Below are 26,493 nucleotides of genomic sequence, written 5' to 3'. Positions count from 1 at the left end.
GTTAATACTAATTTCACGAAGAACAAACATTTAAAAAAATATTTATCTAAATAATTAATAATACCATTAACAATGGAATTATTAATTGATCATGTTACATTGGTTGGAGGGATTGTGTTTTATTAGGCATTTATGTTCAATAATTTCCTTCCTCTAGCGCTGTTCCAATCAACATCTTCTTCAAAAAAAGCCTCAGTTACATAACACATTTTATAATTCATTTAAAAAAAATAAAAGATTAATCATTTATTATGCCTACCTTGCTGCACTTAATTAAAAATAATGAATACAGGTAAAATTAAATTTTTCAATGAAACTAAAGGTTTTGGTTTTATTACACCAGAGGATGGTAGTGCAGATGTTTTCGTACACGTTTCTGCGCTTAAAAACCAAGTATCTGAAGGCGACGTTGTAACTTATGATGTAGAAAGAACTCCAAAGGGGATCAGCGCTACAAATGTAAAATTGGCGTAATCCAAAAAATACACTTTCTTGTTAATGGGGTAATTCTTAATGACTTATCCCATTTCTTTTTCCTATTCTTCCTTTACAATTTTTCAGCAATCCTTTACTTTTCCGTTGAAGACTTTTAGTTTTCAAATAAAAGCATAAAAAGGATTCTCAAAGGTTTTATTTAAGACAAATTCGAACATACTATTTATGGAATTTAAACAACTCAGTTTAATCGCTCCGCTTTTAAAAGCAATAACAGAAACAGGCTACACACACCCCACTGCAATTCAACAGAAAGCCATTCCAGTTGTATTGCAAGGCAACGATCTTATTGGTTGTGCACAAACGGGAACAGGCAAAACCGCCGCTTTTGCACTTCCGCTTTTACAACGTCTTGAAGAAACTAAGACTTCAGGTAAGCTCGTTCCGATTAGGGCTTTGATCCTTACGCCAACACGTGAACTAGCCATTCAAATTGGAGACAATATAAACTTATACCGGAAATATCTAAAACTAAACTACTGCACTATTTTCGGTGGTGTAAGCCAAGAAAAACAAGTTAAAGAAATTAAAAAGGGTGTCGATATTCTTGTAGCTACCCCAGGCCGCTTACTGGATTTAATGAATCAAAAAATAGTTTCTCTAGATAAAATCGAAATCTTAATATTGGACGAGGCGGACAATATGCTGGACATGGGCTTTATTCATGACATCAAAAAGATCCTGGCCAAAGTTCCGTCAAAACGACAAACATTATTCTTCTCGGCAACGATGCCACCCAATATCCGTAAATTTGCACATGGCATATTACATAAACCTATTGAAGTTGACGTCACCCCGGTAAGCTCAACGGCCGAGAAAGTCAATCAATCTGTATTTTTTGTTGAAAAGAAGGATAAGATCAAATTATTGACGAGCATACTAAAAAAGCTGAAGCATGAGCGTACCATTGTCTTCTCCCGAACAAAACATGGAGCGGATAAAATCGTTAAGTTACTTGCGAAAAATGGTTTGAGAGCAGCAGCCATTCACGGAAATAAATCTCAAAATGCGAGACAAAAAGCGCTAGGTGAATTTAAGGACAGTCATCTTAAAATATTGATCGCTACCGATATTGCTGCAAGAGGAATTGATATCGAACAACTCCCCCTTGTGATTAATTATGATCTCCCTAATGTACCGGAAACCTACGTTCATCGCATCGGAAGAACAGGAAGAGCTGGCCAGGAAGGAAAAGCCGTTTCTTTTTGCGATGTAGAAGAAAGACCATATTTAGCTGATATTGAAAAATTAATCGGACTAAAAATCAAAATAGAAAAGATCAATAAATAGATCTTTATAAAACCTCAAGTAAAAGCCCCTAAATTATTGGATTTAGGGGCTTTTATGTTTTATTTATGGTTTGCGATCTGCCATCAACAGTGTCGATGGCGTGAAAGGAAGCCAATGTACTTTTTTATTGACAATTTTGTTCCAGCTGGGAAGGCTGATCAACATTAAGTCTTGCTCCTGCCAGGTCTCACGGTTTAACTCTTTTTCAGTTATTGTAAGATGATTTGGTACAAGTTGTTCCAATTGCCTCAATTTCTCTTTAAAGCTCTCATTGGTTTTCAGCACTTGGTTGAGATCCCACACAATGACTTGAGCATCGGAATGCTGTATTAGACGCTGTATCATTTCACCAAGAAATTCATCGTTTTTTAAGACAACAGGAACAACCACACGCTTTGCCTTTAGAAAATTTTTATCGATTAAGATACCTACCTGTGCATTTACTTTAGCATTGATTTGCTGATTTCGATCGAAAGTCATGAAAGGAGACTCTGCATTTGTAACCGTATGGAATAACTTCTCGGGATTCACAATCCGGGTAGTAAAATCTAAAAAACGCCCCAGTAAGCTTCCCTCATAAATTGATTCACTGACACCCAACAATAATAAGTCCTGATTGCGCTCATTGGAAGTTTGAACAATCTCGCTGTCAATATCACTGGAGATTTTAAAAATTGTCTGGATCGGTTGCTCAAGCTGCATCGCCACCTGCTTAATTTCACGGAAACTATCCAGCTCCTGGATTTCCACTTCATAATGATGTAATTCGTTGGCAGGCTCAATATGTAATGCCGTAATTTCAGCGTTCTTTTTTGATTTCAACGTTAAAGCATCAGCCAGATACAATAGTGAAATCCCCGTGTTACTTTTCGCAAAAGACAATAGAATCTTAAATTTTGATTTATCACGGAAATCTTCCTGTAGTGAATTTTTCTTAGGTCGATAGAGGAAATTGATTAAATCTAAAGATGGTCCCGTCATAAAAGTAGTGACCAACGCCATTACAACCATCATCGAAAATAATTCAGCACTTAAAACGCCAAGATCGTATCCAATATTGAGGACGATAAGTTCCATTAGCCCCCGCGTGTTCATTAAGGCACCAATACTCAAACTATCTTTCCAGCTTTGACCAACAAAGCGCGCCGCTAACGTACTACCTGCAAATTTACCAATAACCGCAACCAAAATAATCCCAATGGTAATCATCCATAACTGAGGGTCATTAAGCAGACCGATCTGCGTGCGGAGACCTGTAAAGACAAAGAATAAAGGTAATAGTAACAAGGTTGAAACATCTTCGATTTTTTCGATAAATGCTGTCCGGAATCGACTCCCTTCGGGCATAATAGCTCCGGCCATAAATGCTCCAAAAAGTGCATGGATTCCGATTACTTCGGTCGCATAAGCCGACAATAACAGCACAATAAAGAAAATAGCAACAACAGGCTTACTTAGAGCTTCTTTACTTCCTTTTACCTCTCCAACGCGCATCAAAAATGGACGAACGATCTTAATCATGATGAGCACATAGGCAACAGCCAGCCCGATGGTATATAATGCACTAGCAAAATCACCCGCTTTGACAATTGCTATCACGACAGCCAGAATACACCAAGCTGTAATATCGTCTGCAGCAGCGCAGGTAATCGCCATTGCACCTAACTTACTTTTTTGCAATCCCCTTTCTTGTATAATTCTAGCAAGAACAGGAAACGCTGTTATACTCATGGAAATACCAATAAACAAGCTGTAGGATAGAAACTCTACATTTGTGGGTGGATGGAATAGGTATAAAAAATAAGCCAGTGAAATTCCCAACGTAAATGGGATCACAATGCTTGCGTGAGAAATGACAACAGCATCATGCGCTTTATTTCGCAGCACATTCAGGTCCAGCTCCATGCCAATGATAAACATAAATAAGATTAGCCCAATTTGGCTCAGAAACTGCAAGTTACTAAGCGATTCTACAGGAAAAAGTGTATGCGAAAATTCGGGAAAATGGAGTCCCAGCAACGATGGCCCCAATATGATACCGGCGAGCATCTCTCCTATGACGACAGGCTGCTTAATCTTTATGCAAATCCAGCCCATGATACGTGCAGCGATAATGATTGTCACGATTTGCGCCAGTAATATCGCTAGCGGATGCTGCAGACTATGGAATAAGGTTGATGTAAAATCGTTCCAGGCACCTTGACTTGTTTTCTGTCCACGCAGCAGCTCTGGAGCCTCCAGCTGTGTCCCCAAATGAATCACCCAATACATCACACCGAGTAATGTACCCACTAACACTACGTAGAAAATTGTATTCCTATATCTCCTCATCTTCAATGGCAATTAAAATAAATATAATGACAATAGCATACTAAGTCCCGACCAATATTCTTTAAATAAAGGGGGGATAAAATACATTCTCAACAAAAATATAATTCTGTTGCAGTTTTAATGCCTTTCAGCAGGTAGGTCTAAGAAAATATGTAATGAACCAAAAGAATTTTGTAATCAACTGAATTTCTCGAAAAACATTTTCTTGTACGATTCGCCCAAATTAAAAACAAGGGGTAGATTTTGTTCGTCCAACAAAGTGCTTGTAATTTCATCAGCCGAGAAAAATTTGACGATCTTGGCTGCAATGATCTCTTTTTTATTGATACGGATAAAATCCTGTTCAGGCAAGATCTCCATCAGCTTATCAAAGCTTATATTTTTCAATAAAATAAATGAACCATCCGCCAAATAAACTGTTTTATCCCGGCTGTCTACTTCAGCTATTTGAACATAGTTAATCTGTTCGAAATACAATACTGTTTTTCCTTTATTCGTATTAAATTGCGCAAACGAGACAGTTTCAGATCGCTTGCTGATTAGCTGCTCAACCTTCATAATGGCTTGTTGAAGACGTTCCAAGGACAGTGGTTTACGCATATAATCTACTGCGTTGATGTCAAATGCCTCGCTCGCATATTGTTTATATGCGGTAGAAAACACAATTGGAAAGTCTTTTAGCTCTATGGCTAGATCAAATCCGTTAAATTCCGGCATTTCAATATCCAGAATACAAAAATCAAAACTCAACTTGCGGTATTCACTCAATAATACAGTTGGATCATTAAAAGTTTTCACCACCTCCAAGCCAGGAATCTGTTCACATAGCATTTTCAAAAATCTCAAGCTTGGTATTTCATCATCCAAAAGAATACATTTCAAATTTTTTTCAATCGGCATACAATCTAATTTGAAGGTGGGCAGTATAAACATCATTTTCTACAAATCTGCGCAGATGATGTCTACCTGGATAATACAACATGAGACGCTCTTCCAAGGTTTTGCTACCTATTCCACTTTTAGACTTTTGCAATGGTGAACGTTTTGATATTCGATTGTTTACAACTAATTCGAATAAACCGTTCTTAAAGGTCAACATGATTGCGATAAAAGAATCCGGACCGTGAAAGTCCGCATGCTTAAACGCATTTTCAATTAAATCAACCGACATCAGAGGAACAAAAGAAGGTGTGTTCAATATAGCGTCATTTAGTTCATCAATATCAAATTTTACGCGGATATCAAATAAAGGGCTTAATTTAACTTTATTAATCTCAATGAGATTGCGGGCAAATTCAATTTCGGCCTTTGGTGAAACGAGTTCATCTTCGCTTTCATACAACACGTAATCCAATACCATGGCCAATTTGTCCATCGTATAATAGGTTTGATAAGCATGGGAAAGTATTCCGTTCAACGAATTTTTAAGCAAATGTGGATTTAATTGAGCCCGATGGAAATGTGCTATCTTTTGATTGTCCATACGATTAAAAAGATCTTTTTGTCGTCTATTTTCGACCTCCAATTTCCGGTATTTTTGTCTTAACAATAGAAACAAAACCAATACTACAGCAACAATGGTCAGCAATAATAGAATGATTATATTCGAGATTTCAGTCGTCATGTTCATCCAAACTTAGTTAAAATTTCATTCTAAACGAAAAACCAGTTGCAGAAAACCTGGATAATCAAACTCGTTAACGATCAAATGAAATCTGAGCAATCTAAACAAAATACAGCACTGTAAAATTCTCATGTATTTATTACAAAAATTAACAGTTTCATTACAATTTAGTCACTTTGAAACATTAATTTCAGATTATTATCCTTATATTGAGACTATTGTAATTAGCCGATCAAATGATTGTCTACGCTATTTTGGTTAAACCCGCCTGATTTTTAATCAGGCCTAATATGAAACACTATGGAAAAGCTCATTTTCGAAACTAATGCACAACATCCCAGTCTTGTAGACAAAATTAAACAAGCTGTTGAAAAACTGAATGGCATCCACGAATGGAAAATCGACTTGGATTCTATTTACAATCTGTTAACCATAGAAGGCATTCGATTAAACCCGACGGAAATCGAATCGGAGCTTGCGCTCCATGGCGTCGAAGCAAGTCGTCTATATGAAGAGTAGACAAACGACTTGATAGCAAATAAAATAAGTTTCTTGGAAGCTAGATGGTTAATAACAACCGAATTCAATAAAACCGAACTTCTTCCAGCATAAGATTAATGCATTCTTATGCTGGAAGAAGCATCAAATCTTTTTAATAACCATGGCAGAGGCACCACCGCCACCATTACATATCGCAGCCAGTCCTAATGATCCCCCTTCCTGTCTTAAGATACTACTAAGTGTTACCACAATTCTAGCTCCCGAACATCCCAATGGATGCCCCAAAGATACCGCCCCCCCATAAACGTTTACTTTGTTCAAGGGTAAGCCTAAAATTTGTGCATTTGCCAAAGCGACAACAGAAAAGGCTTCATTAAATTCGAAATAATCAATATCATCAATGGTAAGGCCTGCTTTTTTTAATACTTTATTTGTGGCAATACTAGGCGTTGTCGTAAACCATTCTGGCACTTGTTCAGCATCAGCATAAGCAATAATCTCGGCTAAGGGGACAAGTCCAAGTTCTTCCAATTTTTCACCAGACATGAGCAGTACCGCAGCAGCTCCATCACTTATCGTTGATGCGTTCGCTGCAGTTACAGTCCCCTCTTTTTTGAAAGCGGGTTTAAGCTCAGGTATCTTGTCAAAATTGACCTGAGAAAACTCTTCATCCCGCGAAACAAGCACCTCTCCTTTTCGACTCTGTACCGTTATAGGTTGGACTTCGCTCAAAAACTTATTTTTTTGCCAAGCATCGAGACTTCTTTTATAGGAACTTATTGCATAATTATCCTGTTCTTCACGACCAATATGATATTTTTCGGCGCATAGTTCCGCGAAGACTCCCATGGCATCATTTGAATAAGCATCACTCAAGCCATCGCGTTGCAAGCCATCACTCAGGCTTTGAGCACCAAACTTCGCACCCCAGCGCATAGCATCTGCATAGTAAGGTACCCTGCTCATGCTTTCCATCCCCCCTGCAATCACAACATCCGCATCTCCCAATAGAATACTCTGCGCAGCAACCGCTATGGCTTTCATGCCACTTGCACATACCTTATTGATGGTTGTTGCAGTTGTATGATCTGATAAACCGGCGAAACGAGCAACCTGTCGAGCCGGTGCTTGTCCTAAATCAGCTTGCAAAACAGCCCCCATAATAATCTCGTCGACTAAATCACTGGCAATTCCAGCTTCATCAACAACCGCTCGGACAACCCGGGCTGCGAGCTTCGTGGCTGAAATTGACGATAGCGCTCCACCAAAGCTTCCAATTGGTGTACGTTTCGCTGCAACGATAAATACGCTTTTTGACATGATATAAAAATTTATAATTGTTTTGCTAAAATTAGGAGGCCTATCCTAAGCGTATCCGCAACAGCCCTTCCTCATCTTAAAGATAAAAAATATAACAGATACCCCACAACAAGTCGGTTTTATTTTTTTTATAAAAACAGAATAAATAGAAAAAAAACAACCCAAAAACTTCCCTACTTAAACTATTAAACGAAAAATAAAGAATAAAAATTTGCAAAAAGCCAAGCCTTTTCGTTAAATTCGTTTAGATAACATCCTAATGGACGGGCATTCAAGAGGCCCCCTTACATAAGATAACCAGAAGCAAGATAAACGATTATGCAGACAATCCGGTTTACAGCTGAACATCAGATTTTTCGCGATACACTTCGCGCATTTATTCGAAAAGAGATTACACCTTACATCGATGATTGGGAAAAACAGGGGGAGATCGACCGGAAAGTGTGGAAGAAAATGGGTGATATGGGATTTATGGGTCTCAATTATCCAGAAGTGTATGGCGGACTAGAACTCGATTTTTATTATTCCTTGATACTCTGCGAAGAATTATCGTATTGTTTTTCTGGCGGATTTACCATTTCCGCGCTTGTCATTCAGTTTATGTCGGCTCCATACCTACTGAAATATGGATCAGAAGATCTGAAAGCACGCTATCTTAAACCGGTTATTGCTGGTGATATGATCAGCGCTGTTGCTATTACTGAACCTGGGGCTGGTTCTGACGTAAAGCAGATCAAAACAACAGCTGTCCGCGACGGAGATTTTTATATTGTCAACGGATCTAAAACATTTATTACCAACGGTTACTACGGTGATTTTTTCATTACAGCAGTCAAAACGGCTCCTGACCAAGGAACAAAAGGAATAAGCTTGTTAATTATTGACAGAAATGCAAGCGGAGTCACTTCAAGCAAAATCAATAAATTAGGTTGGCACGCCTCAGACACTGCCGAACTAGGTTTTAATAATGTGCGAGTCCCTATTTCTCACCTTGTTGGCATTGCCGGAGAAGGATTTCGCTATTTAATGGATGGACTTCAGTTGGAAAGGCTTACCGCAGCTGTTCATAGTCTCGCTACCGCAGAATCCGCATTTCAGTATACGCTTGATTATATCGCACAACGCGAAGCCTTTGGAAAAAAGATCCAGGAATTTCAAACCATACGGCACCGGATCGCACAAATGGCAGCCAATATTGCTACCACGAAAGCCTTTGTCTACCATTGTTGTGATCTCCAAGACCAAAACGAATATGCAGTCCAAGAATGTTCCATAGCGAAGCTACAAGCAAGTGAGCTCGCCGTCAATGTCGTAAACCAATGTCTCCAATTATTTGGCGGTTATGGCTTTACAGAAGATTATAAAATCGCACGTTTATATCGCGATGTCCGTGTCGGCACCATTATCGGAGGAACCTCAGAAATCATGCTCGAAATTATCGCGAAAATGACAATAGATCATGTGACTTATCAATCCGGAAAGTCCAAACAATAGAAAGCTTTTAAAAATCAGGACCAATACAATGGATGAAAATAAATCTTATAGGACACACCCTCTCTTTCGTGTAGAACAGGATAATCATCACATCATTACAATCCAACCTCTATCGGCAGCAGCTCCAGAGCAGTTGGATATGATAGGCTATCTCACACAATTTGTCGATTTGGTTACGTTCATTCTCGAACGGGAAGATACGGTAGGCGTCGTATACACTTGCCCGATTCAAGACGAAAAAATTGAGTATGCGCAATTATTTAGGCAGTTTTCTTCGAGCCGCTCGAGCCCTTCGGACTTATTCGAGCTTACATCAAAAGTTTTGCGTTGGGAAACGTTTAAAAAGCCAATTGTCTCTCTTTTCACTAACAATTGTACTGCGATTGCCCTAGCGACTATGCTATGGTCTAATTATCGTATCGCCTCCGAAAAACTTCAGTTTGGCTTTCCGGAAAGTAGGTATGGTTTGTTTACGGCTTTTGGTGCAACGATCTATTTGCCAGCATTGATAGGTACTGAAAATGCCCTAAGTCTGCTGACACAAAACAAACTTGTGAGCAGTGAAGAAGCACATCAACTTGGGTTAATCAATGAATTGGCGCAGAAGCCGGACGATTGCCTATCTTTAGCAAAAAACTGGATTCTTCATCCTCCCAGCATTGATGCCAACCAGCACACAAAACAAATGGACGAACTGGGGCCTGAAGCAATTCTCGCTATCCAAAAAAAAGCACGCGGCTTATACCCCGGTACAAATGCAGTTATTGAATTATTACAAAAAAAACAATTATCTACACCGTTTGAGGCCGCCGAGCAGGAAGCAAACTTGTACCTGCATGTATTAAGACGTCCCGAGCCACTCAGCATGGTCCGTACACTTCATTATGGTGTCCAATTGGCGAAATCACCCAAAAGTATAAACCATTTTGAGGATTATAGCCTAAAAAAAATAGGCATTCTGGGTGCTGGAATGATGGGTTCGGGGATCGCTTATGAGGCGGCCCGGGCGGGAATAGAAGTTGCTTTAAAAGACGTTACAATTTCCCAAGCCCAACGCGGCAAAGCTTATGCTAAGCAGGTTTGTGAAAAATCACTGGCTTTAGGGGCCATGACCGCATCCCAAGGGGAGCAATTGCTTGCACGCATAAAACCAACGGAACAAGTCAGTGATCTGAATGGATCTGAATGTATTATTGAAGCTGTATTTGAAGATTTCCACCTAAAAGCTAATGTCACACAAGAAAGCTTACCCTATTTAAGTGAAAATGGGTTCTTCGCGACAAATACGACATCATTGCCCATTACGGAGCTTGCGAAAGCAAGCACCGAACCTAAGAGTTTTATCGGCATGCATTTCTTTTCTCCTGTTGACCGCATGCCCCTTGTCGAAATCATCTGTGGTAAACTAACCGCGCAAAAAACGTTGGAGAAAGCACTCGCCACAGCTTTACGCCTCAATAAAATTCCGATAGTCGTACAAGACGGTCCAGGTTTTTTCACCTCGCGTATTTTCTTCAACTATTTACTGGAGGGTATTACAATGGTATTGGAAGGAATCTCTCCAACTCTTATTGAAGAGGAAGCGATAGCTGCAGGTTTTGCCGTAGGTCCCTTAGCGGTATTAGACGAAATCTCCTTGGAGCTAATGCTCCATGTATATGATCAACTTCCACAACTACATGCCAGCCAAAAGCGCGCATACAATTACCTCAAAGGTATGGTGGATCAAGGAAGAAAAGGAAAAAAATCAGGCGCCGGATTCTACGATTATGACACTGAAACCAAAAAGAAGAAAATTTGGAAAAACCCTATAATTGCATCTGTAAAGGAAAATATAACAGCTACAATTATCCGTAAGCGTTTATTGCATGTTATGGCATTGGATAGTTACCGATGCCTCGCAGAAGGTGTACTTCATCAACCCATCGATGGCGATATTGGTTCCATCTTAGGGGTTGGTTATGCAAGCCATACAGGGGGGGTATTCGGTCACATCGATCTCACAACACTTCCTCTATTCGTTTCGGAATGTCAACTATTTCAGCCCTACGGTGAACAATGGGATATTCCAGCATCTTTAAGAGAGCTGGCAGATAAAGATTTCAGATTTTATAATGGTTTCGACTCAAACTGGTCTTAAAACCGACCTGTGCTCAACTGAAGAAGTTGTCTAGCACCTATTAAATGCTACCCTAATAGATAACCATTAAAGGGTTAAAAAACTACCAAACAAAGGATTACATCTTTAAAACTAAATATTCTATATAATTGCGTAATGATGTTATAAAGTACTAAACAAAAGCTAGGGCGACAAATAGGGTGAGTCGCCCTAGCTATATCATTAGCGCACAAACAAATCCATGAGACGCGAAACATCCTGTTCGAGGAAAGTATCGTAGTCCAAGGTAGCTGCAAGTATTTCCTTTTGCTGTTTTTCAGAAAATACCCGAGCAAGATTTGTTTTGTATTTTTCAATTAACTTAGGTATTCCTTCTGCCCTCCTTCTTGGATGACCTATTGGGTATTCGACAACTACCTCAGGCAATAAGGTCCCATCAGTCAATTCAATGGTCAAAGCATTTGATATCGCCCGCTTTTGTGGATCGTGATAATCAAGGGTGAATTGAGTATCTTCGATACAATAAATTTTATCGCGCAGTGCATCAATTCTTGGATCAGAAGCGATATGATTTTCATAATCTTCAGCTGTCAGACGTCCAAAGATCAGCGGCACAGCAACCATATACTGAATACAGTGATCACGGTCTGCAGGGTTGTGCAAAGGCCCCTTTTTATCGATAATCCGGATAGCCGCTTCATGTGTACGAATGGTAACACGGGCAATATCCGAAGTACTTTTTCCGAATTCCTTCAATTGCTGATGAAGTAACATTGCTGCTTCGGCTGCAGTCTGTGCATGGAACTCAGCGGGAAAAGAAATCTTAAAAAGAATATTCTCCATCACATATGATCCGTAAGCACGTTGAAATTTAAATGCACTTCCTTTAAAGGATACATCGTAGAATCCCCAGATTGGAGCTGTCAAAACAGATGGATAGCCCATTTCTCCTGTTTTTGCGATCATGGCCAGTCGAACAGCACGTGAAGTTGCATCTCCGGCTGCCCATGATTTTCGGCTACCTGTATTTGGTGCATGCCGATAAGTGCGTAAAGCTTGTCCATCGACAAAAGCCAAAGAAACCGCGTTGAGCAATTCCTCTCTTGTGAGACCAAGGAGCCTACCTACCACCGCTGTTGAAGCTACCTTAACCAAAATAACATGGTCCAAACCCACTTTATTAAACGAGTTTTCAAGCGCCAAAACACCTTGTATCTCATGAGCCATAATCATTGCCTCGAGCACCACTTTAGTTTTCAATGGTTTTTGACCATTCGCAATATTGGTTCGGCTCAACCAATCTGCGACAGCTAAAATTCCCCCTAAATTATCGGATGGATGGCCCCATTCTGCAGCTAGCCAGGTATCATTAAAATCCAGCCATCGAATAATCGTGCCGATATTGAAGGCAGCCTGAATGGGATCCAATTGAAAATTTGTACCCGGCACCCTTGCACCATTCGGTACAACGGTCCCTGCCACAACTGGCCCTAACAATTTAGTACAGGCAGGATAAGTCAATGCTTCCAAGCCGCAGCCGATGGTATCGAGAAAACAGTAAAATGCTGTATTCCAAGCAACTTTTTCCTCAATTTTATAATTTAGGACATAATCCACAATGTCCACTAAAACCTGATCCGGTTGTGGTCTTTCATTTGATATTGCTGAACTCATTCGTGTATTTCGTATAAGACTATCGTTCTATTTATTAATATAATTCGTTTTTTTTATGCGCTAAATTCTTCCTCTCCCCCCTGTTCAAAAAGCACTTTAAACACCTTTCATTAATCCAAATTTACCGTTCGGAAAGAGGTACAAAAGGTCTATCATCGGGACCAATGTAGTTTGCACTCGGCCGGATAATTTTTCCATCCTGACGTTGCTCAAAAACATGCGCTGACCAGCCTGTTATACGTGAGAGAACAAATAAGGGCGTAAACATCTCCGTTGGAATCCCCATAATATGATAGGACACGGCGGAGTACCAATCCAGGTTCGGAAACATTTTCTTTTCTTCCCACATAACTTTTTCCAACCGCTCTGCGATCAGGTAGAGTGTCATGTCTCCTGCTTCTTCCGACAGCTCTCTCGCAACTTGTTTTATCACTTGATTTCTTGGATCCGAGATCGTATACACCGGATGGCCAAATCCAATAATGACTTCTTTATTTGCCAATCGTCTTCGGATATCCTCTTCCGCCTCATCAGCATTTGCATAACGACTCTGAATTTCGAAAGCGACCTCATTGGCTCCGCCATGCTTAGGTCCACGTAGCGCACCTATTGCCCCTGCTATACAGGAATACATATCTGATCCTGTTCCTGCAATTACCCGAGCGGTGAATGTGGATGCGTTGAATTCATGCTCCGCATATAAATTAAGTGAAATTTGCATCGCTCTCACCCAAGACGGCGATGGGACCTTTCCGTGCAGGAGATGTAGAAAATGTCCGCCTAAAGTGGAGTCCGAAGTCTCAACCTGCACCTCACGTCCATGCTGACTAAAGTGATACCAGTACAACAGTGCTGAAGCCATCGATGCCATCAGACGAGTTGCAATATCCCGTGCACCAGCAATGGGATGACTATCCTTTTCTGGCGATACACTACCGAAAAACGAAACATAAGTCCGTAAAACATCCATGGCATGGGCTGTAGATGGCAACTGCTTAAGGACTTGTTGAACAGTAATAGGTAGGCCACGTTGACTGATCAACTGACTTTGATACGTAACGAGCTGCGCCTGTGTTGGTAGACTTCCATAAATAAGTAAGTAAGCAACCTCTTCAAAACTTGCCTGATGCGCCAGATCTAAAATATCATAACCCCTATAATGCAGATCATTACCACTTTTTCCGACAGTACTCAAAGCCGTATTACCAGCTGTTACACCAGAAAGTGCTACACTTTTTTTAGGCTTAAAACCTGCGCCGTTTGTCTCTTCCATCTGAATATAATTATTTGTTAAACAATTGATCCAATCGATTTTCATAAGCATAATAATCGATACTTCTGTATAACTCCTCTCTCGTCTGCATATCGTCGATCACATTCAGCTGCCCCCCATCTTCCCGAATATGACGATAAACAGTTGTAGCGGCTTTATTAGCTGCACGGAAGGCAGATAGCGGATAAAGGACAATAGAAACATCCGCGTGACGAAGTTCATCCAGGCCAAACAACGGTGTTTGTCCAAATTCGGTGATATTCGCCAAAATCGGAAGGCCTGTTGCCGCACTAAATTGAACGTATTGCTCCAAATGATGCACCGCCTCGGCAAAAATAAAATCCGCTCCGGCTTCTTTATAAGCCACTGCCCTTTCCAAAGCAAGCTCAAGGCCTTCGGAAGCCAGTGCATCTGTACGTGCACCAATGGCAAAATGCTCATCCGTGCGTGCATCCACCGCCGCTTTCAGACGGTCAACCATTTCAGATCGAGAGACGAGCTCTTTCCCAGGCCGGTGCCCACAACGCTTAGCTCCCACCTGATCCTCCATGTGTACTGCCGCCGCGTCCACTTTAATTAAAGACTTTATTGTACGTGCCACATTGAATGCCGAAGGACCGAAGCCAGTATCAATATCCACCAGCAAAGGAAGCTTACACACATTTGTAATGCGATCCACATCAATCAAAACATCCTGAAGTGTTGTAATCCCAAGATCCGGAATCCCAAGAGAACCTGCTGCAACACCACCTCCAGAAAGATAAATAGCTTTAAAACCGGCCTGTTCAGCCAAAAGAGCATGATTCGCATTGATCGCTCCAACAATTTGTAATGGTTTTTCATTCTTGATCGCTTCCTTAAAAAGGAAGCCCGGGGATTTTATCATAATATCGAATTTGAAATTCCATGCCCTATAACCTCCTTTAGATGCAGGTTACAGCGACTACTTAAGTTTACTTAGTCTGAAGGAATTCTTTTGAGGCCCTTCCTCTTAAAGATACTAATTATCACCGCAATAAAACAAATTATTTTCTACATTAAAGGTCAATGACAGAAGAAAATACGGTAATAGTCCCTATTAATTATAAATAAATTATTTCAGCGGCTAAAGCTTTCCCGCAGTCTGCTAAATGGCCTTATCAACCGTGCACTATTTTTTCTAAGGGAGGATACAGTAGCAATTAAAAAGCCTCAACTTTTGATGTTGAGGCTTTATCAGAAAGGTTGGCAGGACGTCTTGCACCGAAGGGGTAAAATTGTCATTAAAACGAGCAAAAAAAAAGCGGGATCTTTCGATACCCGCTCAATAAAGCATTTTAAACTAGTTTTTACCGTTATTTTTAGCCCACCATAAGCGTTTTCCCCAGTTATAATCCACAGTCCCTTGCGCAGCTGCTGTAACGTTATCCGTATTATATAGGTATTCATTATTCGGATAAGGCAGGCGAAATGGTTGGTCTGTATGTGGAGTTGCTGAATTTTGAATTTTTGAAGGATAATTGGTGCTAGGAATTCCCGTCCTTCTATACAAACTCCAGGCTTCAAAATTTTCTTTAAATAAAGCGACCCACATATCCCAATAGATACGATCCTTCGACCCATCAAATTTTCCCGCTCCGGCTAAATAAGCATTCACAGCTGGTTCAGCAACTTCGTTATCTTCCATAGATAGCCTAACTGCTGTTTCATAGGCTGCTTTAGCTGTAATTCCAACATTATAACCTAATAATGCGGCTTCAGCCAACATATAATAAGTTTCACAGGCTTTATAAAAAGGTACTGCCCCAGCAGGGTTATTGATATAATGGAGTCCAATCCATGAAATTGATGTTGAAGGGGAAGGATTAGTCAACGAACCATTAACAAACCCAACATATTTACCGGCATTATTTTTCTGCGCAATGGACTCAATCCGAGGGTCGTTCGTTTCCGTTAAATGATTGATAAAAATATCAAACATTCCCCAATTGTTGATGCGTTTACCGTAAATGCCAGACTCATACCAAGGTTCCATATAAGGCAGATTTCCAGGGAAAAACATTTGACAACTTTCCGCATTGGTCTCAATTAATGGATATTTTGTCTTATTTCCAGCAATTTCCTCAATTGTAGATTTAGCTAATGCCGGAGCAACGGAAGAAATGCGTATTGCCATCCGCAAGCGTAGCGAATTACAAAACTTCTGCCACCTTAACATTTGTGTTTTTACATCCGGACTACCACTATTAGCCTCTCCATAGATGACGTCATAGTTACCAACATCATCCGTTCCAATACCAGCCGCCAATTCATCAGCAATTGATTTGAGATCCGCTAAAACTGCGGGAAAAACATCCTCCTGTTTATCATATTTGGCTTTCAATACCGAACCATCTTCTGGCCGTCCTTTAAATGCCTCTGAATATGGAATATCACCCCAGCCGTCCAATAAATAAGACCACATGTAGTTATTCCAAATTCTTGCTATAGCCCTTGTATTTTTATACCCTTCAGCATTGGCTTCTGTCTTTTTAAGCAGGTCTTTCATTTGGGTGATATTATAGTAGCAAGCAGCCCAACGATTGCCATAGGTATTATTTGTCGGAATCAATCCACTCAGGTTATCCGGATATTGAATTTTAACAATATATCCAGCAAATGTACCATAACCATCAACGTCACCGCCAAACTGGTCTCCGGCATTTCGCATCACGTTGACCAACATATTTTGTGGTGGAACGTCATTTAAAGCATCCGGATCGGTATTAATTTTCTCAAAATTTTTGGTACAACCTGTCACCAAAAGAACGGCTAACAAAGGCGTATATTTAAATTTTTTAATGAAAGTATTCATAATCATAATTTTTTGGGGTTCTATATCTTAAACTTTATGTATTAATTAAAATGTAAAACCAAGTTTAAGACCTATACTTCTTGAGTTTGGAACTGTCGCTTGCTCAAATCCTACACCTCTAGAATCGCTAGATACACCTCCCGCTTCGGGATCTAACCGCATCGTATTTGATTTATGCACCCAAAGCAAGGCTAAGTTGGTACCCGTTACAGAAATATTAGCCCGCTTAATCCCTTTTATTTTACTATATAAATGTTTTGGTAAATTATACGAAATATAGGCCTCTCTTAATTTCAGGAAAGAACCATCAAAAACATACATTTCGGCAATCCCGCCATTTTCGTACCAGTCCTGCGCTGACGTTTCTATGGTATTTGCAACCCAGCCTCCTTTTCCGTCCGACATTGCAAATCGTTCATTCTTCATCACGTCCCGACCTGCTACAATTGCCCTTTCACGAATGCCATCCGCAGCAGTGATTTCAGCTATACCCGTCGCATAACCATGGGACATCGTTTGTGACCAAATATCTCCCCCCTTACGAAAATCGAGCATAAAGCCAAATCTAAAATCTTTAAAGGTGAAGTCATTACGCATCGAAGCCAAGAAGTCCGGCACAGCATTACCAATCACTTGACCATCAAGTGGTGTAGAAACCAGACCGTTAGAACCCACTTTAATAGCACCCTTCATCGGTCCATCTTTTACACGATCGTATCCGGGGCCAACCAAGCTTCCCCAAGGGCGCCCCACAGAAGCCATATTGGAGATGCCCCAAGTCCAACCCTGTCTGTAATCTTTCAAGCCCAATTCAGGATAAAGTTCTACAACCTTGTTATTATCTTTTGAGAAGTTGACAGTTGTTGTCCAATTCAATCCGTCTTCACGTTTCAGGATATCACCGCGTAATTGAACTTCAATACCCTTGCTTCGAATTTCTCCCGCATTTAAGAAGATACTACTAAACCCAACCACATTGGAGGTCGTCACTGGAAGCAATTGTTTTTTATTTATTTTTTGATAATAGGTAAGGTCTAAATGAAGACGGTCTTTGAATAATCCAAGCTCAGTACCGATTTCATAAGAAGTGATAGCTTCAGGTTCCAGGCCTTCGATCGCATAGACCATACTCTTGTACATTTGCGCTAGGTTATTATAAGCATCTGTTTGTGCATAATAATAGTTTCCATTTTGATAAGGTTGTGTAGCGTTACCTACTTTCACCAAATTAAATCGCATTTTCCAAAAATTCAAATAATCACTTTTCAGACCTTCAAATGAAGCTGTCGGAATCCAGCTTAAACTTGCCGAAGGATAGAAAAAGGATTTGCGTAGTGTCGATGACCAGTCATTCCGCGCTGTCAGATCCAAATATAATTGATCTTTCCAGCCCAAATTTGCCTGAGCGTAAACCGAATTGGATCGGCCTTTCGAATGATCCATAAACGTGTAGGCATCTCCTATTTTATTCGCAATCGTATAAACGCCTAATACATTTAATCCTTTGGCCCCTAGTGTACTTGTTTCATATTGATAATCGCGGTAGTTAGCACCCAAAATACCTGTCAAACTCAAATCCCCAAATTGTTTATTGAAATTCGCGATAAAATCTGCATTAAAATCGGAATTGCTATTTTTTATGTCATTGAACTTACCATCTTGGTTATCAAAGTTAAAATAAGTCGTCTCAAACATATGTGTGTTATAGTAATCCAATCCTACACGTCCCTCAAATTTCAAAAAATCAAAAGGCTGATAATATAAGGATGTCTTACCGAAAACACGGTTCATCTTCATCGCATTACGGGATTCATGCATCGTATAAAAAGGATTCATATGATAAGCGGAATTCCAATTGTAATAGGTATATTTCCCTTGCGCATCTTTTTGATCCCAATTATTTTTCAAGTCTTGCATATCCACCTGGCGACCAAACCAGATCAGGCCGTTCATTGGATTTGCTGCATCATATCCCTGCGTGACCAAGTTGTTACTTTCTGTACGCGTAAAGTTACTCATAATGTCATAAGACACTTTATCGCTAACCTTATATTCATTGTTCAGCTGGGCAGTATATTTTTTCTGATCTGTATTAGGTACTGTTCCCTTTTGATCCCTAAAGGAAATAGATGCACGTGTAGAAGATCGATCTGATTTGGAAAGCAATGAAACATTATGGTTTTGGGAAAAACCTGTCTGGAAGAACTCTCTAACATTGTTTTTATGTGAATTCCATGCTGTTGCCTGGCGTACACCATTCACAACCGGACTGTTAAACTGTGGTATCAACAAACCAATGTCCATGCGAGGCCCCCAAGATTCATCGATATTATCATTAACACCAATGTTTCCTGTGCCATCAACGTAACTGAATGAATTCTGCGTTACATAATCCTGATAAGATAGATTTCCACCAAATTTCTTAAAACTGTATTCATCCCCCCGTGATCCTTGACCATATAAATTTTGGTACTTCGGTAAATTGGCGGCTCTGTCGATGGAAAAATTACCATCGTATGAAATCTGGACTCCGTTTTCGGCCCGTTTTCCAGATTTTGTGGTAATCATAATAACGCCTGTACCAGCACGCATACCGTATAGTGCTGCTGCCCCACCTTTCAGTACGTTGATGCTTTCAATATCATCTGGATTAATGTCGTTTAGACCCGAACCGTAATCCACCCCAGTATAGGTATTATCTCCAGAACGCTGAGAGTTATTTGTAATAGGAATACCATCCACTACGATAAGCGGTTGCTGGTTTGCCTGTAACGACGTGTTTCCGCGGATCGAAATACGCGCTGAAGATCCGATCGCTCCACCAAATTGGTTTATTTGGACACCTGCAACTTTACCCGCCAATGCTCCTGTTAGACTATGTTGTCCGGCATCTGTCAATTCCTTGGCTTTAACCTCCTGCATGGCATAACCCAACGATTTCTTCTCTCTTGTGATACCTAATGCGGTAACCACCACTTCGTCTAAATTCTCCGCTGAAGATTCTAATGTAATGCTTAAATTCGTTTGATTATTCAGTTGAAACTGCTTGGATTTATAACCAACTGCAGTGACATTTAAAACTCCTCCACCTGTATATGTTAATGAAAATCCACCATCAATTCCTGTCTGCGTGCCGGCACCGCCTCGAATGGTTACCGATACCCCTGGTATTGGTTTGCCATCCTGATCCAACACTTTACCTTTAAGTGCTGTTTGGGCATAAAGCGCAGAACATACTAGTATATTGGATGCTAGTATTGCAATACTTCTTTTGTTCATAAGCTAGTCTCTGTTAGTTAGTTTAAAATGCTTTTATAAAATCTAAATTATGCAAATGTTAAAACAGAGCACGCTATGATATTGACCAATATTACCCATATTTTAACATCAAATGTTAAAATATTACAAGTCTAACACAGCTAAATCCCGATCATTGACTTTCAACAAATAAACCGCAAGCATTTTTCAAATAAAAAAAATTAACGCTAAAAAACAAACCCTTGCCAAAATACTAGCAAGGGTTTTCGCTTCAGTAAAACAGTAAAAATAACTTACTTTTCAATAAATTTTTGTCCATGAAAGACGCGTTTTGCCTGTCCCCGTGACACCTCAATTTGATCTTTCCATTTTTGTGCTTTGGCCGCATTTAACTTGGCCTGCCCTAAATCCCGAAGACGTGCAGCCAAGCGCAGCATTGCGATCTCCTTATTCTGCAATTGCGATCTCGTGTCCATCACCTGAACACTTACCCCTGTCGGTGCATGCGTAGCTCTGACGCCAGAACTTACTTTATTGACATGCTGCCCACCTGCGCCGCTACTCCGCATTGTTTGGAAATATACATCCTTCAAATCCAACAGCTTTTCCTTTTCCCCAGGATCGTACATTTTAACGTCGACAAACCAATTCTTCCGTTTGTGTAAAGGACGAAAGGGGCTTTTACACACCCAACAGATTGTGCCAATCCAATGATCAATCAATTGTTCCATATCTCTTCCGCTCAATCTGACGATTAACGAACAAGGAAGTCCATCAACGTCTTCTCTTTCTATTTCCGTGACTTCTACACCAACTTTACGGCTTTCAACAGCGAGTCTATCGAATACTAACCCGACAGCCATATTACATTCCTTAGGACCTCGTCCCGAAGAAACCTGTAGATACCTTTCTTTCATTGCCTTTATTTGTCCATGCGTACAATCTTCGGACTAAACGTTCCGAGAACATTGACTAGCTCCTCTTGCAATTTCATCACCCGATGAATATCTTTATAAGCACGTGGCGACTCATCCAATGCGCCCCCAATCAACTCCACACCACATGCTTCCAGATCTTTCAACATGGCGCTTTTTGTTAAATTATTTTTGCAGGCAGATCTCGACATGACCCGCCCCGCTCCATGGGATGCCGACTGTAAACTTAAGGGGTTTCCCCTCCCTTCCACAATGAACCCCGGTGCTGTCATCGAGCCGGGAATCACCCCCAACACACCCTTTCCAGCAGGAGTTGCTCCCTTCCGATGAACGATATATTCCTCACCATTCACGAATTCCTTCCATGCGAAATTATGATGATTTTCGATCGTTACCACGGGGTTACATCCAAGTGCTTTAGCCAAACGTCGGTGGATATCCGCATGACAGGCCTGGGCATAGTCCCCTGCCAAATTCATTGCCATCCAATATTCTTGTCCTTCTTGGGTTGATAAATCCAACCAGGCCAAATGCTGCACATGACGAGGTAATGGACACAGTTGGGCAGCCAGACTCGTATAATGTTTAGCGATATGTGCTCCCAGGCCGCGAGAACCACTATGGGATAAAATCCCCAAATACTGCCCTGGATCCATCCCCCATTCGTTCCGCACGGTATGAAGCTCAACAATGCCCATTTCGACAAAATGATTTCCGCTGCCAGAAGTCCCGAATTGCCTATAAGCTTTCCCCAACAGGGATTTTAACAGCGGGATTTCCTGAAATTCCGCCCTACTGAAAATGATGTGATCAGACTTCTCACGATGCGTGTCGGTTAAACCAAATTTGGTATTTTCCTTCAATATATTTCTCAGTTGAAATTCTCGTCCTTTAAAATAACTGCCAGGTAAATCGAATATCGACAGGCTCATCCGGCAACCGATATCCACCCCGACACCATAGGGTATAACGGCATTTTCTGTAGCCAGCACCCCACCGACGGGAAGCCCATAACCTGTATGTGCATCTGGCATCAATGCACCTTGCCTTGAAATAGGCAATTGCAATGCATCGTACAATTGTCTTTTCGCCTGCTCATCAATTTCATTTGCACCAAATATGTTAAATGGAGCTCCATGCGCGCTCAGCTCCCGGACACGTATTTCTATGGGCTGCACCAGTCCTTCAGAAAGCTTTCCCCATATTTTATGCTCCATAAATCGCTCTGGAGCTTCTAAAAGCTCAGCAAGTTCAAGAAGAATGGTTTCTTTATTTTCTTTCTTTCGATACCTTGTGATCAGTCCCAAAGCTGTGTTAACTATATTATTTTGTGGAAAACCTATTTTTATTAAGTCTTTTCCAGATAATTTACTTCCCATTTTTTGTAAAAAACATACATAATTAGCCACCAATTCCATCGTAGAAATCGGCAGCATTTTTGAAAAAATTTCGGGAATATTCTTTTAGAGATAACGAATCTATTAAACAAATGCTCTTCATTATGCACAGTTGATTCGTGCGAAAGAGCGGATTATAAACAGCTTTTCAGAAAGCCATATGCCCCTAAAGTGTCTAAGTTGTATGAATAGAAACGAAAATCAGGAAAAATAAAAAGCCCGAATGAACTTCGGCTTTTTCATCTGTATTAATTGGTTTTCCAAAAGAAGTGAAGCGATCCGATTATTCATTCCAGCGGATTGAACAAACACGATGTGCTCCAATTTTGAAGAATGTCTTAACTATGACAAAAAGCACGAAGATTGCTTTCAGCAAATCCATTTGCCTCAAAAGCTTGCGGTGTTATAATCTTGGCGACCAACATATCTCTTCGTGTTTAATTGTTAAAATACTATTCTTGACAGCAAAGATAAATAAGTTTTATTTAAACTTTTCATATTTGCAAAAATTTAATTCGGGTTAAATGGAAGTGGATCCTTTAGCACAAATTTAAAGTCGCGTGTATTCCCGCCTCTGGTTACGCGGAAACGCATTTCCTTTCCCTCTTCTGATTTAAAAAGATTGTGAATCGACTCCAGGGAAAATGAAGATGCAGGGCTACCATTGATCCTTATAACCTTATCTCCCGGCATTAGTCCTGCGATTGCCGCAGGCGAACCATCACGAACCGTCGCAATTTTGTACATATTCCGTAGTACAAAGCGATACTGCACACTGTTGCCCATTCTTACCTCTGTACCGCCATCTTTTTGCAGAACCACGGGTATTTCTTCTTTTTCGTATTTAATGCCATCGTGGATAATTTCTAAGCCACTCATATTCAAATAATAAAAGCGATCAAAATCTTTATTCTTATGAAGGTATATGGATTTGTTGGGGTAATCGAATACGACCTTAAATCGGCGTAACAACTCATTTCCAATGGAACCTACCCTTTCGCTCACAAATGTTGCATGCTGTAACGAACTCAATTCGGGATAGGCTACGAGGGGATAATCCATTGTAAACGGCCCAAGTTCGAGCGATCGGATTCGATTTCTTTTTCCATAAATCTCACCGTTAAATCCTTGCCCTATGTAGTCATCAATAAATGGAGGCTTAATATCAAAATTATTTAGCTTGGAAGGAATAAGCATTAAGGCATCGCTATTTCCCATGTCGATCAATACACGACCATCAATAGCCACATCGCCCTGTTTAAAAGCAACCGAAGTATAGGGGCGACTGTTTAAAATATCCAAGGGCAAACGCTGCATCTTCTCAAGCCCCTTAGGCTTGTTCGCTCTAGGATATAAGGTGATGCGATGTTTTTGAAAATCCATTTCGATCATTTGGTTTTCAAAAAAACGACTACCCATAATTCCATTCACTTCCACGCCGATCCGGGTAGAAATATCAATATGAGCGTTTTGAAGAATATAGATCGGTTGATCCGAATCTTCATATACGCCTGCAATATTCACGTGATTGCTGATGGATAAATAGCCATCCAAACCCTCTTCCCGACCCAAGCCCTGAAACTTATTAACAAAAACAGCGCTATCAATTGACTTTAATGTTTCCCCAAATATCATGGTTTCTTTAACACCTGTATCCAACAGGAAGTTCATCATATACCCGTTTACTTGCACAGGTATAATGACTAGGTTATGAACAAAAAGAAAAGGAATTTTGACATTCTTTTTCCCGTTCAAGACAAACCCCACTTGTCCCTGCGTCATGAAAAAACACAACAGTGCCAACGATAAAAAAACTGTTTTCATCCAAGTTTATATTTGGTATTTCCAATTTAAACAAGAAAATTCAGATTAAAGAAAGTTTATAAAAAAAAGCCCGTCTTACTGCCAATTCAACGGTAGGCAATTTATCTTTCTTATCTACAAGTCTGGTTGAGGATTACACCTACGTTACCGTTTCTTTGCTCTTTTATTGCTCTTTTATTGGCATTTTATCGTTAAAACACCAAAGAAAGACCAGAGAAACACCAAAGAAAGACCAAAGAAATACCAGAGAAACACCAAGGAAACACCAAGGAAACACCAGAGAAATAGCGAACGAATACCCAGGAAGGTCTAATGAAAGTCCCTATAATAAGCGAAGAAACACCAAAGAACAAGCTATAGCTATTGTAGCAAATTCGGATCAAAGAGCGATCAGATTAGCTCTTTAGACACTGCTTATTCAGTGCTTGTTCAGTGCTCGTTCAGTGCTTGCTCAGTGACAACTGAATAAGTAATGACTAATCACTGTCTAAAAACTGCTTAAAAACTGGTATTAGGTATACGTTGGTATTAGGATATATCCGTTATATTGTCTATCTTGATAAGTTATTATCGGGGTATTGTCGAAATCATCAGGTCAGAAAAACATAGGTGTATAAAAAAAGCCTCTTTACGTATCGTAAAGAGGCTTTCAGTACCCGGAGCCGAAATACTATTGATCTTGATATATAGACAGTTACAGTGTTTGTCTACGAATTGTCTACAAATTTTTAGACAATTACCAATTTTCAGTTTCTGATTTTGTTTTTAAGGGGATCGCATCAATGTCTGACTTTAATTTCTCAGAGAACGATTGACTTTGTACGATTATCCTCTCAATTGCAGCAATCCCTGCTTCAATTCCTTTTCTAGTGTTCCCCTTATATTTTAACGCCAACTTACGGTTATTGTCATTTTCCGCTGATAATGACTGTAAAGTATATTTACCTAGTTTATCAGACAAAAAAATATCTTTAATCAAGTATCTATATTTTGAATCTTTTAATTGAAAATCTATTGTAAAGTCCATTACATAATTAACAGGTATAGACAGGTCGCCTGATACTGATTTTTCGTTAAGATCAGCTTTGCCTTTTACAATGATTCGATCCGGTTCATCTAATTGTAAAACATCTTTTGCGCTCCTAAAATAATCAGCTACCCAAACTTTAAGACTAGACCTAATTTCAGACTGCAGCTTACCATCCCACTCTACAACTTTCCATTCTTGGGCGAACAGCCTACTTCCAATTAACATAAAGGCTATTAAAACTATTCTTTTCATAATACAAAATTTAAGGTTTTGCCACTTTTTCTAGTAGCGTCATATATTTTTTAGTTAATATATCCTTTTCATCAAGAATTTCGAAGTACATCGATTTCCAATCTTTATCAATTGAATTGGCTTTAATATCTATTCTATTTGAATTGGATTTAAAAGGCTCACCCTCTCCTTTCATAAGCCAGTTGGCATCAATATCTATGAATACATTAAGAATAGTTATAAGGACGTCAACAGAAGGCGAAGGGTATCTATTTGTTCTTAAGTCTGGGTGGAAAAGCCTATTCACTGCTTGCCTTGAAATACCAATTTTATCTGCGAATGAAGCTACATTGCCTTTATGGTAATGATTTATTAAAAAATTAATTCGCTCACTTATAGGGTGTTGCATTTTTATTAGAATAAAATGTATTACAATGCTTGCTAACCGTAAACCATTGTAGTACATTTGTTGTATAACATAATAAATAACACATAGCGAGAACCTGAATTGCAGCTCTCGTTCCCGCTATATTTTTTCAACATTATTTGTCATACATTTTATGTATAACTAAAAATGTATGACAAAGATAAAATAATAATTATCAATGTCAAACAAACCGACACAATCCAAAATCAGTTTAGAGCCCGAAGAAGTGCTCTTTCTGTACAAGAACTGCAATGCCAGTATCAAATCAGTGGTATTTGAGCGTCTTAAAAAACAAGGACACAAATACAATAAATTACTGATAACCAAAGAGGTTTCAAAACTTAAGCGGGAGTATAACCCAATTATTATAGCAGAGATACGATCTGTTCTTAAGGAGAACCTTGGATTAGAATTCAACCCAAAAAATAATTAATTTT

General features: G+C 39.8%; 20 protein-coding genes. 6 read left to right on the top strand and 14 right to left on the bottom strand.

The features are described 5' to 3' along the window. Nucleotides 1–282 precede the first annotated feature (282 nt). Together B3600_RS18370 and B3600_RS18365 are read left to right on the top strand one after the other, a co-directional pair. A complete protein-coding gene (locus B3600_RS18370) occupies nt 283–474 on the top strand; it encodes a cold-shock protein (RefSeq protein WP_046672944.1) in 192 nt (63 codons plus the stop codon). 186 nt (nt 475–660) lie between these two features. Beyond that, complete coding sequence (locus tag B3600_RS18365) at nt 661–1,785, top strand: DEAD/DEAH box helicase (protein ID WP_070565335.1); 1,125 nt, start codon at nt 661–663, stop codon at nt 1,783–1,785. A gap of 63 nt (nt 1,786–1,848) precedes the next feature. Here B3600_RS18365 and B3600_RS18360 read toward each other — a convergent pair whose 3' ends face one another. The 3 genes from B3600_RS18360 to B3600_RS18350 all read right to left on the bottom strand — a co-directional run bounded on the left by B3600_RS18360 (nt 1,849) and on the right by B3600_RS18350 (nt 5,746). Further along, nucleotides 1,849–4,116: a cation:proton antiporter gene (locus B3600_RS18360; protein WP_115049275.1), complete on the bottom strand. Its 2,268-nt coding sequence runs from the start codon at nt 4,114–4,116 to the stop codon at nt 1,849–1,851. A 177-nt stretch (nt 4,117–4,293) separates the two neighbouring features. Next, complete coding sequence (locus B3600_RS18355; RefSeq protein WP_201303549.1) at nt 4,294–5,016, bottom strand: LytR/AlgR family response regulator transcription factor; 723 nt, start codon at nt 5,014–5,016, stop codon at nt 4,294–4,296. After that, a complete protein-coding gene (locus B3600_RS18350) occupies nt 5,006–5,746 on the bottom strand; it encodes a histidine kinase (RefSeq protein ID WP_083295901.1) in 741 nt (246 codons plus the stop codon). The genes B3600_RS18355 and B3600_RS18350 overlap by 11 nt, the downstream gene beginning before the upstream one ends. Before the next feature lie 294 nt (nt 5,747–6,040). On the opposite strand from B3600_RS18350, the gene B3600_RS18345 reads away from it, so the two are divergent. Next, nucleotides 6,041–6,259, top strand: coding sequence for a hypothetical protein (locus B3600_RS18345; protein ID WP_046672939.1), 219 nt, complete (start codon nt 6,041–6,043; stop codon nt 6,257–6,259). Between the two features lie 123 nt (nt 6,260–6,382). On the opposite strand, the gene B3600_RS18340 is transcribed toward B3600_RS18345, so the two are convergent. Then, nucleotides 6,383–7,561 (bottom strand): thiolase family protein, encoded by a 1,179-nt coding sequence (locus B3600_RS18340; RefSeq protein ID WP_112376231.1) that lies wholly within the window; start codon nt 7,559–7,561, stop codon nt 6,383–6,385. A 318-nt stretch (nt 7,562–7,879) separates the two neighbouring features. Between B3600_RS18340 and B3600_RS18335 the strand changes: the two genes are divergently transcribed. Together B3600_RS18335 and B3600_RS18330 are read left to right on the top strand one after the other, a co-directional pair. Beyond that, on the top strand, nt 7,880–9,055 hold the full coding sequence (locus B3600_RS18335; RefSeq protein WP_286753913.1) for an acyl-CoA dehydrogenase family protein: 1,176 nt from the start codon (nt 7,880–7,882) through the stop codon (nt 9,053–9,055). 28 nt (nt 9,056–9,083) lie between these two features. Then, complete coding sequence (locus tag B3600_RS18330; protein WP_286753912.1) at nt 9,084–11,195, top strand: 3-hydroxyacyl-CoA dehydrogenase NAD-binding domain-containing protein; 2,112 nt, start codon at nt 9,084–9,086, stop codon at nt 11,193–11,195. A gap of 201 nt (nt 11,196–11,396) precedes the next feature. Here the strand turns inward: B3600_RS18330 and B3600_RS18325 are convergent, their stop codons facing one another. From B3600_RS18325 to B3600_RS18280, 10 genes are all read right to left on the bottom strand, one after another. After that, nucleotides 11,397–12,848 (bottom strand): bifunctional 2-methylcitrate dehydratase/aconitate hydratase, encoded by a 1,452-nt coding sequence (locus tag B3600_RS18325; protein ID WP_115049281.1) that lies wholly within the window; start codon nt 12,846–12,848, stop codon nt 11,397–11,399. 121 nt (nt 12,849–12,969) lie between these two features. Continuing rightward, complete coding sequence (gene prpC, locus B3600_RS18320) at nt 12,970–14,121, bottom strand: bifunctional 2-methylcitrate synthase/citrate synthase (RefSeq protein WP_112376587.1); 1,152 nt, start codon at nt 14,119–14,121, stop codon at nt 12,970–12,972. Between the two features lie 10 nt (nt 14,122–14,131). Then, the gene (gene prpB / locus B3600_RS18315) at nt 14,132–15,007 is read right to left on the bottom strand and encodes a methylisocitrate lyase (RefSeq protein ID WP_286753911.1); all 876 of its coding nucleotides are present in this window, start codon (nt 15,005–15,007) and stop codon (nt 14,132–14,134) included. A 435-nt stretch (nt 15,008–15,442) separates the two neighbouring features. Next, a complete protein-coding gene (locus tag B3600_RS18310; protein ID WP_070565667.1) occupies nt 15,443–16,954 on the bottom strand; it encodes a SusD/RagB family nutrient-binding outer membrane lipoprotein in 1,512 nt (503 codons plus the stop codon). A 45-nt stretch (nt 16,955–16,999) separates the two neighbouring features. After that, on the bottom strand, nt 17,000–20,233 hold the full coding sequence (locus tag B3600_RS18305) for a SusC/RagA family TonB-linked outer membrane protein (RefSeq protein ID WP_070565349.1): 3,234 nt from the start codon (nt 20,231–20,233) through the stop codon (nt 17,000–17,002). A 272-nt stretch (nt 20,234–20,505) separates the two neighbouring features. Then, on the bottom strand, nt 20,506–21,129 hold the full coding sequence (gene prfH / locus B3600_RS18300) for a peptide chain release factor H (protein ID WP_286753910.1): 624 nt from the start codon (nt 21,127–21,129) through the stop codon (nt 20,506–20,508). A gap of 5 nt (nt 21,130–21,134) precedes the next feature. Next, a complete protein-coding gene (locus B3600_RS18295; protein WP_286753909.1) occupies nt 21,135–22,526 on the bottom strand; it encodes an RtcB family protein in 1,392 nt (463 codons plus the stop codon). A 528-nt stretch (nt 22,527–23,054) separates the two neighbouring features. Then, complete coding sequence (locus tag B3600_RS18290) at nt 23,055–24,368, bottom strand: PDZ domain-containing protein (protein WP_286753908.1); 1,314 nt, start codon at nt 24,366–24,368, stop codon at nt 23,055–23,057. A 736-nt stretch (nt 24,369–25,104) separates the two neighbouring features. Next, nucleotides 25,105–25,650 (bottom strand): DUF4468 domain-containing protein, encoded by a 546-nt coding sequence (locus B3600_RS18285; protein WP_286753907.1) that lies wholly within the window; start codon nt 25,648–25,650, stop codon nt 25,105–25,107. Between the two features lie 10 nt (nt 25,651–25,660). After that, the gene (locus B3600_RS18280) at nt 25,661–26,038 is read right to left on the bottom strand and encodes a helix-turn-helix domain-containing protein (RefSeq protein WP_286753906.1); all 378 of its coding nucleotides are present in this window, start codon (nt 26,036–26,038) and stop codon (nt 25,661–25,663) included. 196 nt (nt 26,039–26,234) lie between these two features. Here B3600_RS18280 and B3600_RS18275 point away from each other — a divergent pair, with 196 nt between their 5' ends. Continuing rightward, nucleotides 26,235–26,489: a hypothetical protein gene (locus B3600_RS18275; protein WP_286753905.1), complete on the top strand. Its 255-nt coding sequence runs from the start codon at nt 26,235–26,237 to the stop codon at nt 26,487–26,489. Nucleotides 26,490–26,493 lie beyond the last annotated feature (4 nt).

The sequence above is a fragment of the Sphingobacterium sp. UBA2480 genome, from assembly GCF_002341965.1.
GTDB classification, from domain to species: Bacteria; Bacteroidota; Bacteroidia; order Sphingobacteriales; family Sphingobacteriaceae; genus Sphingobacterium; species Sphingobacterium multivorum.
This window is presented reverse-complemented; position numbering and strand designations above follow the sequence as displayed.